Below are 12,997 nucleotides of genomic sequence, written 5' to 3'. Positions count from 1 at the left end.
CCATGTGGCAGCGAGCTGGATCCCGGTTCAGCGTCGCAACATTTCGCGTTGCGCCGCGCCCGGGACACGAGAGCAGGATTCGCGGGGAGCAGACACGATGACCGCTCTCCTCGAGGTCGAAGGCCTGGTCAAGCATTTTGTCGCAGGGCGCTCGCTGTTCGGCCGGGCACTGGGGCATGTCAAAGCGGTCGATGGCGTCAGCTTCTCTCTCGATGCCGGCAAGACGCTCGCCCTGGTCGGCGAATCCGGGTGCGGAAAATCCACCGTCAGTCGCCTGGTGCTGCGGCTGATCGAGCCGGATGCAGGCACGGTGCGTTTCGCCGGCCGCGACCTGCGCTCACTGGACGCCGGGGCGCTCCGCGCCTTCCGCCGCGAAGCGCAGATCATCTTCCAGGACCCCTACGCCTCGCTCAATCCGCGCATGACGGTCGGACAGATTCTCACCGAGCCGCTGGCGCTGCACGATCTGGTACCGCCGGCGCAACGGCGCGAGCGCGTCGCGGAAATCCTGCGGCTGGTCGGTCTCGAGCCGCGGCTCGAGCGACGTTATCCGCACGAATTCTCCGGTGGGCAGCGCCAGCGCATCGCCATCGCCCGCGCGCTCGCGGTCGAACCAAAACTGATCATCTGCGACGAGCCGGTCTCGGCGCTGGACGTCTCGATCCGCTCGCAGATCCTCAACCTCCTGCGCGAGCTGCAGGACCGGCTTGGGCTGGCCTACATCTTCGTCTCGCACGATCTGGCTGTAGTCAAGCACATCGCCGACCACGTCGCGGTGATGAATCTCGGCCAGATCGTCGAGACCGCCGAGGCGGACGCCCTGTTCGCGGCACCCCGCCATCCCTACAGCCGTGCGCTGCTGTCTGCGATCCCCGTGCCTAAACCGCGGGCAAAGCGCAGCCGGATTGTGCTGCAGGGAGAGATCCCGAGCGCGCTCAGCCCGCCGCCGGGTTGCCGCTTCCACACCCGCTGCCCCTACGTGGTCGACCGCTGCCGCAGTGAAATGCCGCAGCTCGTGCCGGGTGGCATCGGACATGCAACGGCCTGTCACCGAACGTCGGAACTGCCATCCTCCGCGGCGATCGTCCCGTCCGACGGCGGCTTCTCGCCGGTCCTTGAAAAATTGGTCGCCGCCTTCAGCGGCGGCCCGGAAGCAGTCCGCGGCAGCGGGGTTAGTTCATTGGGAACGGACCCGGCATAGCCGCAAAACAGAGGTTGAGAGCGATGAGTTTCATGCGTTTGACAATCCTGGCGTCGGCCCTGCTGACGTCGCTCGTGGGCGCAGCCCAGGCTCAGACCGCGCTTCGCATCGGCATCGCCGAAGACCCCGACATCCTCGATCCCAGCATCGGCCGCACCTATGTCGGCCGCATCGTCTTCTCCGCCTTCTGCGACAAGCTGTTCGACATCGACGAGAAGCTCAACATCGTGCCGCAGCTCGCGCTGTCCTACGAGACTTCGGCCGACGGCAAGGAGATGACGATCAAGCTCCGGCCCAACGTCAAATTCCATGACGGCGAGCCGCTGGACGCCGAAGCCGCAAAATTCTCGATCGAGCGTCACATGACGCTGCCGACCTCGTTCCGGAAGTCCGAGCTCGCCAGCGTCGACCATGTCGAGGTGGTCGATCCCCTGACCATCAAGCTGGTGCTCAAGACCCCCTACTCGCCCCTGATCGCCCAGCTTACCGACCGCTCCGGCATGATGGTGTCGCCGAAGGCGGCCAAGGAAGCCGGCGACAAGTTCGGCCTGCATCCGGTCTGCGCCGGCCCCTACAAATTCGTCGAGCGCGTCCAGCAGGACCGCATGGTGTTCGAGAAGTTTGCCGACTACTGGAACAAGGACAATATCCATATCGACCGCGTCGTGTTCCTGCCGATTGTCGACGCGACGGTGCGGCTCGCGAACCTGAAGTCGGGCGGGCTCGATCTGATCGAGCGCGTGCTCGCCACCGATATCAAGGACGTGCGCGCCGATTCCCGCCTGGTGCTGTCGACCGCGCCGGAGCTCGGCTATCTCGGCCTGACCGTCAATATCGGCAACGACAAGACCAAGGGGCCGCTGAGCCAGTCGGCGAAGGTCCGCCAGGCACTTGATCTCTCGATCGACCGCGAAGCCCTCAACCAGGTCGTCTTCAACGGCGAGTTCACGCCCGGCAACCAGTGGGTCAGCCCGAAGCATCCCTATTACCAGAAGGCATTCCCGGTCCGCGGCCGCGATATCGCGAAGGCCAAGGCACTGCTGAAGGAAGCCGGCGTCACCGCGCCCGTGACGGTCGATTACATGATCCCCAAGGGCGCGGAGAACGAAGCCGTGGCCCAGGTCGTCCAGTCGATGGCCGCGGAAGCAGGCTTCGACATCAAGATCCGCGCGGTCGAATTCGCGACGACCTTCAAGCAGGCCCAGGCAGGCGAGTTCCAGATCTTCCAGATCAACTGGAGCGGCCGCATCGATCCCGACGGCAATTCCTACATCTTCATGCGCAGAAAGGCGCCGCAAAACGACGGCGTGTACGCGAACCCCGAGGCCGACAAGCTGATGGAAGATGGACGCATGACGTCCAACGTCGAGGAGCGCAAGGCGATCTACGAAAAGCTGACCAAGATCCTGCTCGACGATTTGCCGATCATCTACATCTACCACCGCACGCTGCTCATCGCGCACACTAAGAAGCTGGACGGCTACAGGCAGATGCCCGACGGGCTGGTGCGCGTAGTCGGATTGAAGTTCAAGTGACGAAGGCGCCGATGAGTGCATGTCCCGGACGCGGCGCGGCGCGCAAGCGCTGCACCGCAGAGCCGGGACCCATAGCGTGGACTCGTCGTAACAGATGGGTCCCGGTTCAGCAGCGCAACGTTGCATGTTGCGCTGCGCCCGGGACACGGATCGAACCATGCTGAATTTCCTCGCCCACCGAATCGCACAGATCGTGCCGACACTGTTCTTCGTGTCCGTGCTGATCTTCTCGCTCCAGCAATTGCTGCCGGGCGATCCCGCGCTGGTGATGGCCGGGGAGGAGCGCGATCCCGCCGTGATCGAACAGATCCGCCAGCAGTACAAGCTCGATCAGCCGATCCCCGTGCAGTACGTCTATTGGCTCAAGGGCGTTGTCTCAGGCAATTTCGGCGAGTCGCTGCGCAACAAGATGCCGGTGCGCGAGCTGATCGCACAGAAACTGCCGGTGACGCTTCAGCTCGGCTCGATGGCGATCCTGATCGCGTTCCTCATCGGCATTCCCGCCGGCATCGTCTCCGCGGTGAAGAAGGGCACGGTTTGGGACTATGGTGCCAATCTGTTCGCGCTGTGGGGCATCTCGACGCCGAATTTCTGGCTCGGAATCCTCATGATCTTCCTGTTCTCGATTCACCTGGGCTGGCTGCCGGCCTCGGGCTATGTGCCGCTGACCGAGGACTGGCGCGCGAGCCTGGCTGCCACCATCATGCCGGCCTTCGTGCTCGGCAACGCAATTTCGGCGGTCCTGATGCGGCACACACGTAGCGCCATGCTCCAGGTTCTGGAGAGCGACTATGTCCGCACCGCGCGCGCGAAAGGTCTCTCCGAGCGCTCGGTGATCCTCAAGCATGCGATGCGCAACGCGCTGACGCCGATCATCACCCTCGGTGCGCTCGAGCTCGGCACGCTGTTGTCGGGCGCGGTGCTGACCGAGCAGATCTTTTCCATTCCCGGCTTCGGCAAGCTGATCGTGGATGCCGTATTCAACCGTGACTATGCGGTGGTGCAGGGCGTGGTGCTGGTGACGGCCACAGTCTACATCACGTTGAATCTCGTCGCCGACGTCGCCTATGTCCTCGTCAATCCGCGGCTGCGAGGTTAGACGATGACCGACGCCGCACTGCCAGCCAGTCCCGCCACCCAGGCCTACGAGCTGGACAGCCCGACCCGCCGTGCGCGGCGGCGCCTGTTCAAGCGCAAGGCCGCGGTCTTCGGGCTTGTCGTGATCACGGCGTTCATCCTGCTTGCGGCCCTTGCGCCGCTGGTCGTGCCCTATGATCCCATTGCAACGAGCTGGAGCCTGGTGCGCAAGCCGCCCACCGCCGGCCACTGGTTCGGCACCGACGATCTCGGCCGCGACATCCTCAGCCGCGTCATCTACGGCGCGCGGGCCTCGCTGATGGCGGGTCTGATCTCGGTCGCGATCGCGCTCGGGATCGGTGTCCCTCTCGGTCTCCTCGCCGGTTATCGCGGCGGATTTGTCGACGCGCTGATCAGCCGGATCACGGATGCGATGTTGGCCTGCCCGTTCCTGATCCTGGCGATCGCGCTGGCCGCCTTCCTCGGTCCCAGCCTCGGCAACGCCATGATCGCGATCGGCATCTCGGCCACGCCGATCTTCATCCGCCTGACGCGCGGGCAGGTCCTGAGCGTCAAGGCCGAAGACTATGTCGAGGCCGCGCGCGCGCTCGGCAATCCGCCGTGGCGGATCGCGTTCTCGCACATCCTGCCGAACATCCTGCCGGCGCTGCTCGTGCAGGCGACGCTGTCGATCGCCGCCGCCATCATCGCCGAAGCCGCGCTGTCCTTCCTCGGCCTCGGCCAGCAGCCGCCCGCACCGTCCTGGGGCAGTATGCTCAACGCAGCGCAGCGCTTCCTGACCCAGGCGCCGTGGATGGCGATCTGGCCGGGCCTTGCGATCTTCCTCGTGGTGCTGTCGCTGAACCTGCTCGGCGACGGCCTGCGCGACGCGCTCGACCCGCGCCAGCGCTAGATCACGGTCTCGCGCAGCACGCGGCGGCAATCCATCTCGTACTCGAGGTCGACCACCGGCGGCCGGGCAAAGTGCCAGGTCAGGCCGGAGCGCAGCGCGCCGCGGCGGACCAGTTCGTCGACCAGCGCGTGGTGGAAATCGTGCACGGAATAGGCCTGCACGCCGGTGGTGTCCTTCCAGCCGAAGCCGAAGGCCGTCATCCGGTTCTCCATCTGCGACGTCGTGGTGAACCGCACCTTCTCGCGAAGACCCTCCGGACTGAGGTCGCGGTAGCGCACCGTGCGCTCGACATAGGTCCCGCCGCCCTCGCGCGCCTCGGCGCCACCGGCGATCACGAAAGACGGCGCCTTCGAGGTTGTCGGACGCGTGAAGGAGAAGGCATAGAACGACGGCTCGGACGGCGGATCGATCTCCGGACAGACATTGCTGCGCGCCACCGGATTGGTGGTGCCGTCGAAGATGCCCCATTCGGACAGCGTCTTCACATAATGCAGGTTGAATGCGCGAAAGCCTTCCTCGCTGAAGGCCGCCGGTGAGCGCAGCTCGCAGGCACAGAACGCCGTCAGTGGCCGGCCTGCTTCCTGGATATACTTCGCCGCGAGCGCAAATCCCTCGGCCAGCGGCACCAGGCGGTCGAACCGGACCCGCTCGATCTCGTAGCCGTCGTCAGCGGCGGCACCGGCCGAATACTGGAATACAGACGGAATGAAACGATAGTTGCCGGCGGAGAAATCACCAATCATGTCGAACTCCTATTCCAGTTTCATGCGGATGCCCTTGGCACCGTTGAGCAGGCGCTTCAGGTGAAAGCCGGCCAGGGAATCGTCGGCGTACATCCCGACCAGCGCGGCAAAGGCCGGCATGGCCGCGACGTCGCCGGCTTCCATCTTGGCAAAAGCCTCGGAATATTGCGCCGTCCTCGGCGCTTCAAATTTTTCCTGCGGCAACGGTTCGAACGCACGCAGCGGTTCGCTGCGTCCGCGCAGCATCAGATCGCCGACGGGACGGCCTTGAAAATGCTCCGCCGCCTTGGCGACGCTGGCACTGGCGCAGATGCGTGTTCCCAGATGCTTGTTGGCGGCCTCCAGTCGCGCCGCGATGTTGATAGTGTCTCCATACGCGGTGTAGTCGAAGAAGCGGTTGCCTCCGAAATTGCCGACCAGAGCCGGCCCGGCGTGAATGCCGATGCGGGTCGTGCCGAAATTCACGCCCATGGCCCTCTGGCGCGCGCAGAAATCCTGCGCCCAGGCATCGAGGTCATGGGCGCAGGCGACCGCACGCGTCGCATAATCCGGCTGATCGCCGGGCGCATTGAAGAGCACCTGGATCGCATCGCCGATGATTTTTGCAACCGTCCCCTCATGCGCGAAGATGGTTTCGGTCATCCCGCCAACATATTCGTTGAGGAGCGCGCCCAGCGTCTCGGGCGGCGCGCTCTCGACCAGGGAGGTGAACCCGGTGATATCGGTGAAGATGGTCGCGACATCGCGCCACTGCACCTCGATCCCCTCACCCTCGCCGCCGGCCACCAGACGCTTGGCGAGTTCGGGCGAGAAATGGCGCGATAGCGCGGCATGGGCCCGCTCCGCCTCCATCTGACGGCGCCGCACCTCGCGCAGCATCTCGATATGGCGAATGGTCTTCTCGATCGTGGCTTCCAGGTCGGCGAAGTCGATCGGTTTGGTGAGGAAGTCGAACGCGCCGCGGTTCATGGCGGTGCGGATGTTGCTCATGTCGCCATAGGCCGAGACGATGATGGTCGACTTCTTGTCCTCGGCCTCCTGGAGCTTCGCCAGCAGCGACAGCCCATCCATCCTGGGCATGTTGATGTCGGAGACCACCATGTCGACATGCGGGTTCTGCTCGAGGGATTCCAGCGCCTCGACGCCGTCGCGTGCAAACATGATGTCGACGAGCCCGTCGCGGATCTGCCTGCGAAACTTTTGCAGGATCAGCGCCTCGAGGTCTGGCTCGTCATCGACGAAGAGGATGGTCGAAGTCATGCGGCTTGCTCGAGCCTCGTGTCGATCTCCTGCCGCAGCAGTGCAAAATCGATCGGCTTGGTGAGGAGCCCGATGGCGCCACGCTCGATCGCCTTCCGGCGCGTCTCGGCGTCACCATAGGCCGTGATCATGATGACGGGAACGTCCGGGTGCTCGGCGCGCACCTTGGGCAGCATGTCGAGCCCGCTCATGCCGGGCATGTTGATGTCGGACAGGATCAGGATCAACGAGGGATCGCGTACCTCGGAGGCGAGCCTGAGCGCATCGGACGCGGACGGCGCGAATTCCATCTGGAAGCGTCCGGCGCGCAGGTCACGCCGGAACTGCTGCCGGAACAGCGCCTCGACGTCAGGCTCGTCATCGACGACCAGGATGTAAACGTTCAACTCTTGCCTCCGGGAGTGTCGTCCGCCGCCATCTTGCGCGGCAGCGTGATGATGAATTCGGTGAATACACCGGGCTCGGTGTTCACGTCGATCGTGCCGCCGTGCTGTTTCACGACGATGTCATGACTCATGGACAGGCCGAGCCCGGTGCCCTCGCCGGCCGGCTTGGTGGTGAAGAACGGATTGAACAATTTCGCCCTCACCTCGGGCGGAATCCCGGTGCCGTTGTCGCGGATCCGGATCTCGACCTTGTCGCCGAGGTTCTTGGTGGCCGCGTTCAAGGTGGGCTCGAAGCCGCCCGTCGCGCTCTCCTTGCGCTTGGCCGCAGCATAGAAGCCGTTCGAGATCAAATTGAGCAAGACACGCGTGATCTCCTGCGGATAGACATCGACCATCCCGGCCCCGGGGTCGAACTCGCGCTCGAGTGTGACGTTAAAGGCGGGCCGTTCCGCGCGCGCGCCGTGATAGGCGAGATTGAGGCTTTCCTCGACGACGGCATTGATATCGCTGGGACGATGCTCGCCGGAACCCGCGCGCGAATGCAGCAGCATGTTCCTGACGATGGAATCGGCGCGCTTGCCGTGCTGCACGACCTTCTCGAGATTGCTCTTGAGCATGCCGGTCAGCTCGTCGACCTCCGCCTTGTTCTTGCCTTCGAAAGAGACCGACTGCAGGGTCTCATTGAGCTCGTCGATCAGTTCCGTCGAGACTGCGGAGAAATTGTTGATGAAATTGAGCGGGTTCTTGATCTCATGGGCAATCCCCGCCGTGAGTTGACCGAGGGAGGCGAGCTTCTCGGTCTGGATCAGGCGATCCTGCGCGGCGCGGAGATCGTCGAGAGATCGCGACAGCTCCTGCGTACGCATCCGCAGCTCATTCAACAGGCGCGTATTTTCGATCGCGATGACGGCCTGGTTGGCAAATGACGCGATCAGCGCGATCTGCTTTTCGTCGAAGGCGACCGCTTCGACCCGGGCGACACCGATCGCGCCGATCACCTTTTCCCTCAACAGCATCGGCGTGAACAGGACCGAATTGAAGCCGAAATCCCGCGCAAACTCCTTGGTGGAAGAAGGTGCCGAGGGGTTGCCCAATATCGGCTGGAATTGCACCGTTCGCTTGGACAGAATGGCGAGGCCGCCCACCGTGTCGTCGGCCAGCGCGCGCGGATATCGCTCGGTCAGCCGCTCGAAGCCGGGTTGCCCGTCTGCCGCAGGCATCTCAACCGTCCCGTCGTGAACGGTCTGCACCACTGCAAAGCGGGTATCGAACATCCGCAGCAAATTTCGTACGATCGCGTCGAACACCGGCTTGGTGTCGTGCATCGATCCGCTGATCGACGCGAGAATCTCGGCGGTCGCAGTCTGCTGCTCGAGCGATTCACGCAGTTCTGCCGTCCGCTGCTCGACCTTGTTTTCCAAATCCGCATAGGATTCCTGCAAGCGCCCGCCCATGTCGTTGAACTGGTCGGCGAGCCCCTCGAGTTCGTCGCCGGTCTTGATCGAGATGCGCTGCGAGAAATCGCCGCCCCCGATCCGCTCGGCGCCGCTGCGCAGTGCCTGGATCGGTCCGACCATGCGGCGCGCGAGGAAAATCCCGGCGAGCACCGCGAAGATCGACGCGGCGAGCAGCACGAGTGCGAGCCGTTCCAACGCGGCATAGAGCGCCGCATAGGCCTCCTCGACGGGCAGCTCGACGAACATGGTCCAATGCAGCGGCTCGATCGGGGCCGATGCGGTCAGCACCTGCTGCCCCTGGATATTGCGCGCTTCGGGGAGCGTGTCGGACTGGGTGCTGCCTGCGGCCTGCGCGGCGCGCACCTGCGCGAGACCGGACATGTCGGTGTTGCGCAGGACCAGGCTGATATCGGGATGCGCGATCAGGCGTCCCTCCGGGCCGACCACATAGGCGTGCCCGTGCTCGCCGACCTTGATCTGGGACACGACGTCCCAGATCAGCTTGAGATTGACCTCCGCGATGCTGACGCCGGCATCCTTGCGCGCGCCGGCCAGCGCGAGCGTCATGTAGGGCTCGGACTCCCTGCGGAAATAGACCGGGCCGTAATAGACCTTGTGCGCGACCGCCTCGGTGAATTTCGGGTCGGCCGACAGGTCGATCCCGCTGTCCATCGCATCCATGGCGAGCCGCGAGACCCGCAAGCGCTCCCTGCCGGTCGCATCCACCTGGGCGAGTTCGGTGATCGCGGGCACCTGGCGCAGCAGCCGTTGCGCATCGAACCGGCGCTGCTCGATCGAGCCCGCCGACCAGGGCAGCTGCGTGGTCCAGCCGAGCTGGCTCTCGATCTCCTTGACGAACTGGCCGATCTTGGCCGCCGCCGCCTCGGCCTGTTCATGCTGGACCCGGATCAGCGCGGCCTTGTGCTCGCGATAATAGAAGAAGACCTCGAACAGCCCGTTGGCCAGCAGCGCAATGGCGACGACGGCCACGAACAGCGCGACATATTTGGTGAAGAGCCGGGTCCTGATCCCGCGCCCCGCCGCCTCGCCGGGCACGACGCCAGCCGCGGCCGCGCCCGGCGCTGTCCTGGCTTGCGGGGTGTCGGGGTGGAGGGAGATGCTCATCCCGGCGAATCTAGCAAGAAGGCCGGAACTTGTCTCTCGCCAACGCGGAAAGGGCTCCCCCGTAAGCCTGCCGGCGTCCCCAGGCTGCCGGGCAAATGAAAAGGGCGGCAACGGATGCCGCTGCCGCCCTCTGGTTCGCTGACCTGCGGCTCAGGTCGGTCGCAGCGCCTTGGAATTGAGGTCGAGATCGTTGACCTCCTTGTTCCGCTCGGAATCGGCCGCCGCGCGGTGGTCGGTTGCCAGCACGACGTAGACCGCGGGCAGCACGAACAGCGTGAACAGCGTGCCGATCGACATGCCGGCGACGACCACGAGACCGATCGAGAAGCGGCTGGCCGCGCCCGCGCCGGACGCAGTCAGGAGCGGGATCAGGCCGGTCACCATCGCGGCCGTGGTCATCAGGATCGGACGCAGACGAATACGGGCCGACATCTCGATGGCCGAACGGCGGTCGAGCCGCTCGTTGACCTGGAGCTCGTTGGCGAACTCCACCATCAGGATGCCGTGCTTGGTGATCAGTCCGACCAGCGTCAGCAAGCCGACCTGGGTATAGATGTTCATCGTCGCCACGCCGAAGAACAACGGGATCAGCGCGCCGACGATCGCCATCGGCACCGAGATCATGATCACCAGAGGATCGCGAAGACTCTCGAACTGCGCCGCCAGCACCAGGAAGATGATGACCAACGCGAAGCCGAAGGTGACCGCGAGCTGATTGCCCTCCTGCACGTACTGCCGGCTGTCGGCGAGATAGTCGTGGCTGAAACCCGCGGGCAGCTTCTTGGCTTCGCCTTCCAGGAAGTCGACCGCCGCACCAACGGTCACGCCCGGCATCGGCACGGCGGAGAAGGTCGCCGAGTTCAGCTGATTGTAGTGCGTCAGCGAATTCGGGTCGGTCTTGGTCCGGATCGAGACCACCGTCGACAGCGGGAGCTGCTGGCCGGTGTTGGTCGTCACGTAATAACCGCCCAGCGATTCCGGCGAGAGCCGCTGGCCGCGCGGCACCTGCGGAATCACCTGGTAGGAACGGCCCTCGAGATTGAAGCGGTTGATGTAGTTGCCGCCGAGCAGCACCGCGAGCGTGCTGCCGAGATTCTGCATGTTGACGCCGAGATCCTGCGCCTTGGTGCGGTCGATCGTGACCTCAACGTTCGGCTGGTTGTAGGCGAGGTCGCTGTCGGAGACGATGAACATGCCGCTCTTGCGCGCAGCGTCCTTCAGCTTCTCCATCTGCTCATAGACCGTCTGGAACCCCGCGGTGGAGTTGATCACCATCTGCACCGGCAAACCGCCCGGGCCGCCGGGCAGCGGCGGCAGGTTGAAGGCGAAGGCCTGCACGCCCTCGATCTTGGAGAGCTCGGCCTGCACCAGCGGCTTCAGCTGGATCGACGAGCGCTTGCGCTCCTCCCAGGACTTGAGCAGCATACCGGCGATACCGCCCTGCGGACCGTTGATGCCGTTCAGCACGAAGCGCAGATCGGTCTCGGGGAATTTCTGGAATTCCTTGTCGAGTTTCTCGCCGTAGAAGTCGACATAGTCGATATTGGCGTATTTCGGCGCCTTGGTCACCGCGAACACGATGCCCTGGTCTTCCTCGGGCGCCAGTTCCTTCGACGTATGCATGTAGAGGAAGCCGACGAGCCCGAGGATCGTCACCGCGAACAGGCCGGTGATGGCCTTGTAGTCGAGCGAGCGGTCGAGCCTGCGGCCATACCAGCGCGTGAGCGCGCCAAACACCCTGTTGACGAGCTTGGCGAAGCGGCCCTCTTCGGTGTTCTTGAGCAGCACCGAGCACATCATTGGTGACAGCGTCAGCGCGATCACGCCCGACACGATCACCGAGCCGGCAAGCGTGAAAGCGAACTCGCGGAACAGCGAGCCGGTGAGACCGCCGAGGAATCCGATCGGCGCGTACACCGCGGCGAGCGTGATCGTCATCGACACGACGGGACCGACGATCTCGCGTGCGCCCTGTAGCGCCGATTGTACCGGTGTCTTGCCCTCCTCCAGATGGCGATGGATGTTCTCCACCACGACGATGGCGTCGTCGACCACGAGGCCGATTGCGAGCACCATTGCGAGCAGGGTCAAGAGGTTGAAGCTGAAGCCCAGGGCCAGCATCAAGGTGCAGACGCCGATCATCGACAAGGGAATCGTGACGACGGGAATGATGACCGAGCGGAACGAGGCCAGGAACAGGAAGATGACCACGATCACGATGATCACGGCTTCGCCCAGCGTCTTCTCCACCTCGTCGATCGAGGATTGGATGAACTTGGTCGAGTCGTAGGCGACCTTCATCTTCATCGACGGCGGCAGATTGCGTTCGAGCTCGGGGAACAGCGCGCGCACGCCCTTCACCAGCGTGAGCGGATTGCCCTGCGGAGTCGCCTGCACACCGATGAAGATCGCGTGCTCGCCGTTGAAGGCGACGCTCGCATCCGTGCTCTGGGCCGCAAGCTCGACGGTGGCGATGTCCTCCATCCGCACGAAGCCGCCGTCCTTGGCCTTGACGATCATCTTCTTGAACTGGTTGACGTCGGTCAGGCCCGTGTTCGTCGAGACGTTCGAGACGATGAGGTAGCCCTTGGTCTGGCCCGCCGCGGACTGGAAGTTGTTGGCGGTGATCGCGGCCGCGACATCGGCCGGCGACACGTTGCGGCCGGCCATTTTCACGGGATCAAGCCACAGCCGCATCGCAAAGGTCTGGCCGCCGAGAATGTCGGCGGAAGCCACGCCATCGACGGTCGACAGCACCGGCTGCACCACGCGCGTCAGATAATCCGAGATCGCCGAGCCCGACAGCTCCTCGGACGAGAAGCCGAGATACATCACGGCCGTCGTCTGGCCCGTGGTCTTGGTGACGATCGGATCGTTGGATTCCTTCGGAATCAGGTACTTGACCGAGTTCGTCTTGGCCAGCACCTCGGTGAGCGCCTGGTTCGGATCGAAGTTCAGCTTGATGTAGACCTGGATCGTAGAGGTGCCGAGCACCGAGGACGAGGTAATGTAGTCGACGCCCTCGGCCGAAGCGACGGCCTGCTCGATCGGCGTGGTGATGAAGCCCTGGATCAGGTCCGCGGACGCGCCGGGATAGACGGTCGTGATGTTGATGACCGTGTTTGACAGCTTCGGATACTGCCGGATCGGCAGCACCATCGCCGCGCGCAGGCCGATCAGCAGGATCAGCAGGCTGACGACGACCGACAGGACCGGTCGCTTGATGAAAATATCGGTAAATGCCATCGCGGCGATCTCGATTCTATGTCTCAAGAAAAGTGATCCGGCCGAGCCGGATCA

At 64.2% G+C, this 12,997-nt stretch carries 9 protein-coding genes; 4 read left to right on the top strand and 5 right to left on the bottom strand.

The window, feature by feature from the left end:
* Nucleotides 1–97 precede the first annotated feature (97 nt).
* The 4 genes from AB7008_RS16520 (at nucleotide 98) to AB7008_RS16505 (ending at nucleotide 4,726) form a co-directional block, all read left to right on the top strand.
* Nucleotides 98–1,201, top strand: coding sequence for an ABC transporter ATP-binding protein (locus AB7008_RS16520; protein ID WP_441259084.1), 1,104 nt, complete (start codon nucleotides 98–100; stop codon nucleotides 1,199–1,201).
* Between the two features lie 23 nt (nucleotides 1,202–1,224).
* Nucleotides 1,225–2,736, top strand: coding sequence for an ABC transporter substrate-binding protein (locus AB7008_RS16515; protein ID WP_441259083.1), 1,512 nt, complete (start codon nucleotides 1,225–1,227; stop codon nucleotides 2,734–2,736).
* A gap of 157 nt (nucleotides 2,737–2,893) precedes the next feature.
* Nucleotides 2,894–3,835: an ABC transporter permease gene (locus AB7008_RS16510; protein WP_441259082.1), complete on the top strand. Its 942-nt coding sequence runs from the start codon at nucleotides 2,894–2,896 to the stop codon at nucleotides 3,833–3,835.
* Between the two features lie 3 nt (nucleotides 3,836–3,838).
* Nucleotides 3,839–4,726: an ABC transporter permease gene (locus AB7008_RS16505; RefSeq protein ID WP_441259081.1), complete on the top strand. Its 888-nt coding sequence runs from the start codon at nucleotides 3,839–3,841 to the stop codon at nucleotides 4,724–4,726.
* Here the strand turns inward: AB7008_RS16505 and cnbZ are convergent.
* The 5 genes from cnbZ to AB7008_RS16480 form a co-directional block, all read right to left on the bottom strand.
* On the bottom strand, nucleotides 4,723–5,469 hold the full coding sequence (cnbZ, locus tag AB7008_RS16500) for a 2-amino-5-chloromuconate deaminase CnbZ (protein ID WP_028157094.1): 747 nt from the start codon (nucleotides 5,467–5,469) through the stop codon (nucleotides 4,723–4,725). The genes AB7008_RS16505 and cnbZ overlap by 4 nt on opposite strands.
* Nucleotides 5,470–5,478: 9 nt before the next feature.
* The gene (locus AB7008_RS16495; RefSeq protein WP_028157093.1) at nucleotides 5,479–6,729 is read right to left on the bottom strand and encodes an adenylate/guanylate cyclase domain-containing protein; all 1,251 of its coding nucleotides are present in this window, start codon (nucleotides 6,727–6,729) and stop codon (nucleotides 5,479–5,481) included.
* Nucleotides 6,726–7,115: a response regulator gene (locus AB7008_RS16490; RefSeq protein WP_014496960.1), complete on the bottom strand. Its 390-nt coding sequence runs from the start codon at nucleotides 7,113–7,115 to the stop codon at nucleotides 6,726–6,728. Before AB7008_RS16490 ends, AB7008_RS16495 begins: the two co-directional genes overlap by 4 nt.
* Nucleotides 7,112–9,697 carry an ATP-binding protein gene (locus tag AB7008_RS16485; RefSeq protein WP_441259080.1) on the bottom strand — a complete coding sequence of 862 codons (2,586 nt, stop codon included), beginning with the start codon at nucleotides 9,695–9,697 and terminating at the stop codon, nucleotides 7,112–7,114. Before AB7008_RS16485 ends, AB7008_RS16490 begins: the two co-directional genes overlap by 4 nt.
* A gap of 150 nt (nucleotides 9,698–9,847) precedes the next feature.
* Nucleotides 9,848–12,943: a MexW/MexI family multidrug efflux RND transporter permease subunit gene (locus AB7008_RS16480; RefSeq protein ID WP_014496962.1), complete on the bottom strand. Its 3,096-nt coding sequence runs from the start codon at nucleotides 12,941–12,943 to the stop codon at nucleotides 9,848–9,850.
* Nucleotides 12,944–12,997 lie beyond the last annotated feature (54 nt).

The sequence above is a fragment of the Bradyrhizobium sp. 521_C7_N1_3 genome (assembly GCF_052075975.1).
GTDB lineage: Bacteria > Pseudomonadota > Alphaproteobacteria > Rhizobiales > Xanthobacteraceae > Bradyrhizobium > Bradyrhizobium japonicum.
This window is presented reverse-complemented; position numbering and strand designations above follow the sequence as displayed.

Bases quoted from the DNA above. Each gene is read 5' to 3' on its own strand.
- AB7008_RS16510 (WP_441259082.1), top strand. From the start codon at position 2,894: ATGCTGAATTTCCTCGCCCACCGAATCGCACAGATCGTGCCGACACTG.
- AB7008_RS16505 (WP_441259081.1), top strand. From the start codon at position 3,839: ATGACCGACGCCGCACTGCCAGCCAGTCCCGCCACCCAGGCCTACGAG.
- AB7008_RS16485 (WP_441259080.1), bottom strand. From the start codon at position 9,697: ATGAGCATCTCCCTCCACCCCGACACCCCGCAAGCCAGGACAGCGCCG.
- AB7008_RS16515 (WP_441259083.1), top strand. From the start codon at position 1,225: ATGAGTTTCATGCGTTTGACAATCCTGGCGTCGGCCCTGCTGACGTCG.
- AB7008_RS16480 (WP_014496962.1), bottom strand. From the start codon at position 12,943: ATGGCATTTACCGATATTTTCATCAAGCGACCGGTCCTGTCGGTCGTC.
- cnbZ (WP_028157094.1), bottom strand. From the start codon at position 5,469: ATGATTGGTGATTTCTCCGCCGGCAACTATCGTTTCATTCCGTCTGTA.
- AB7008_RS16495 (WP_028157093.1), bottom strand. From the start codon at position 6,729: ATGACTTCGACCATCCTCTTCGTCGATGACGAGCCAGACCTCGAGGCG.
- AB7008_RS16520 (WP_441259084.1), top strand. From the start codon at position 98: ATGACCGCTCTCCTCGAGGTCGAAGGCCTGGTCAAGCATTTTGTCGCA.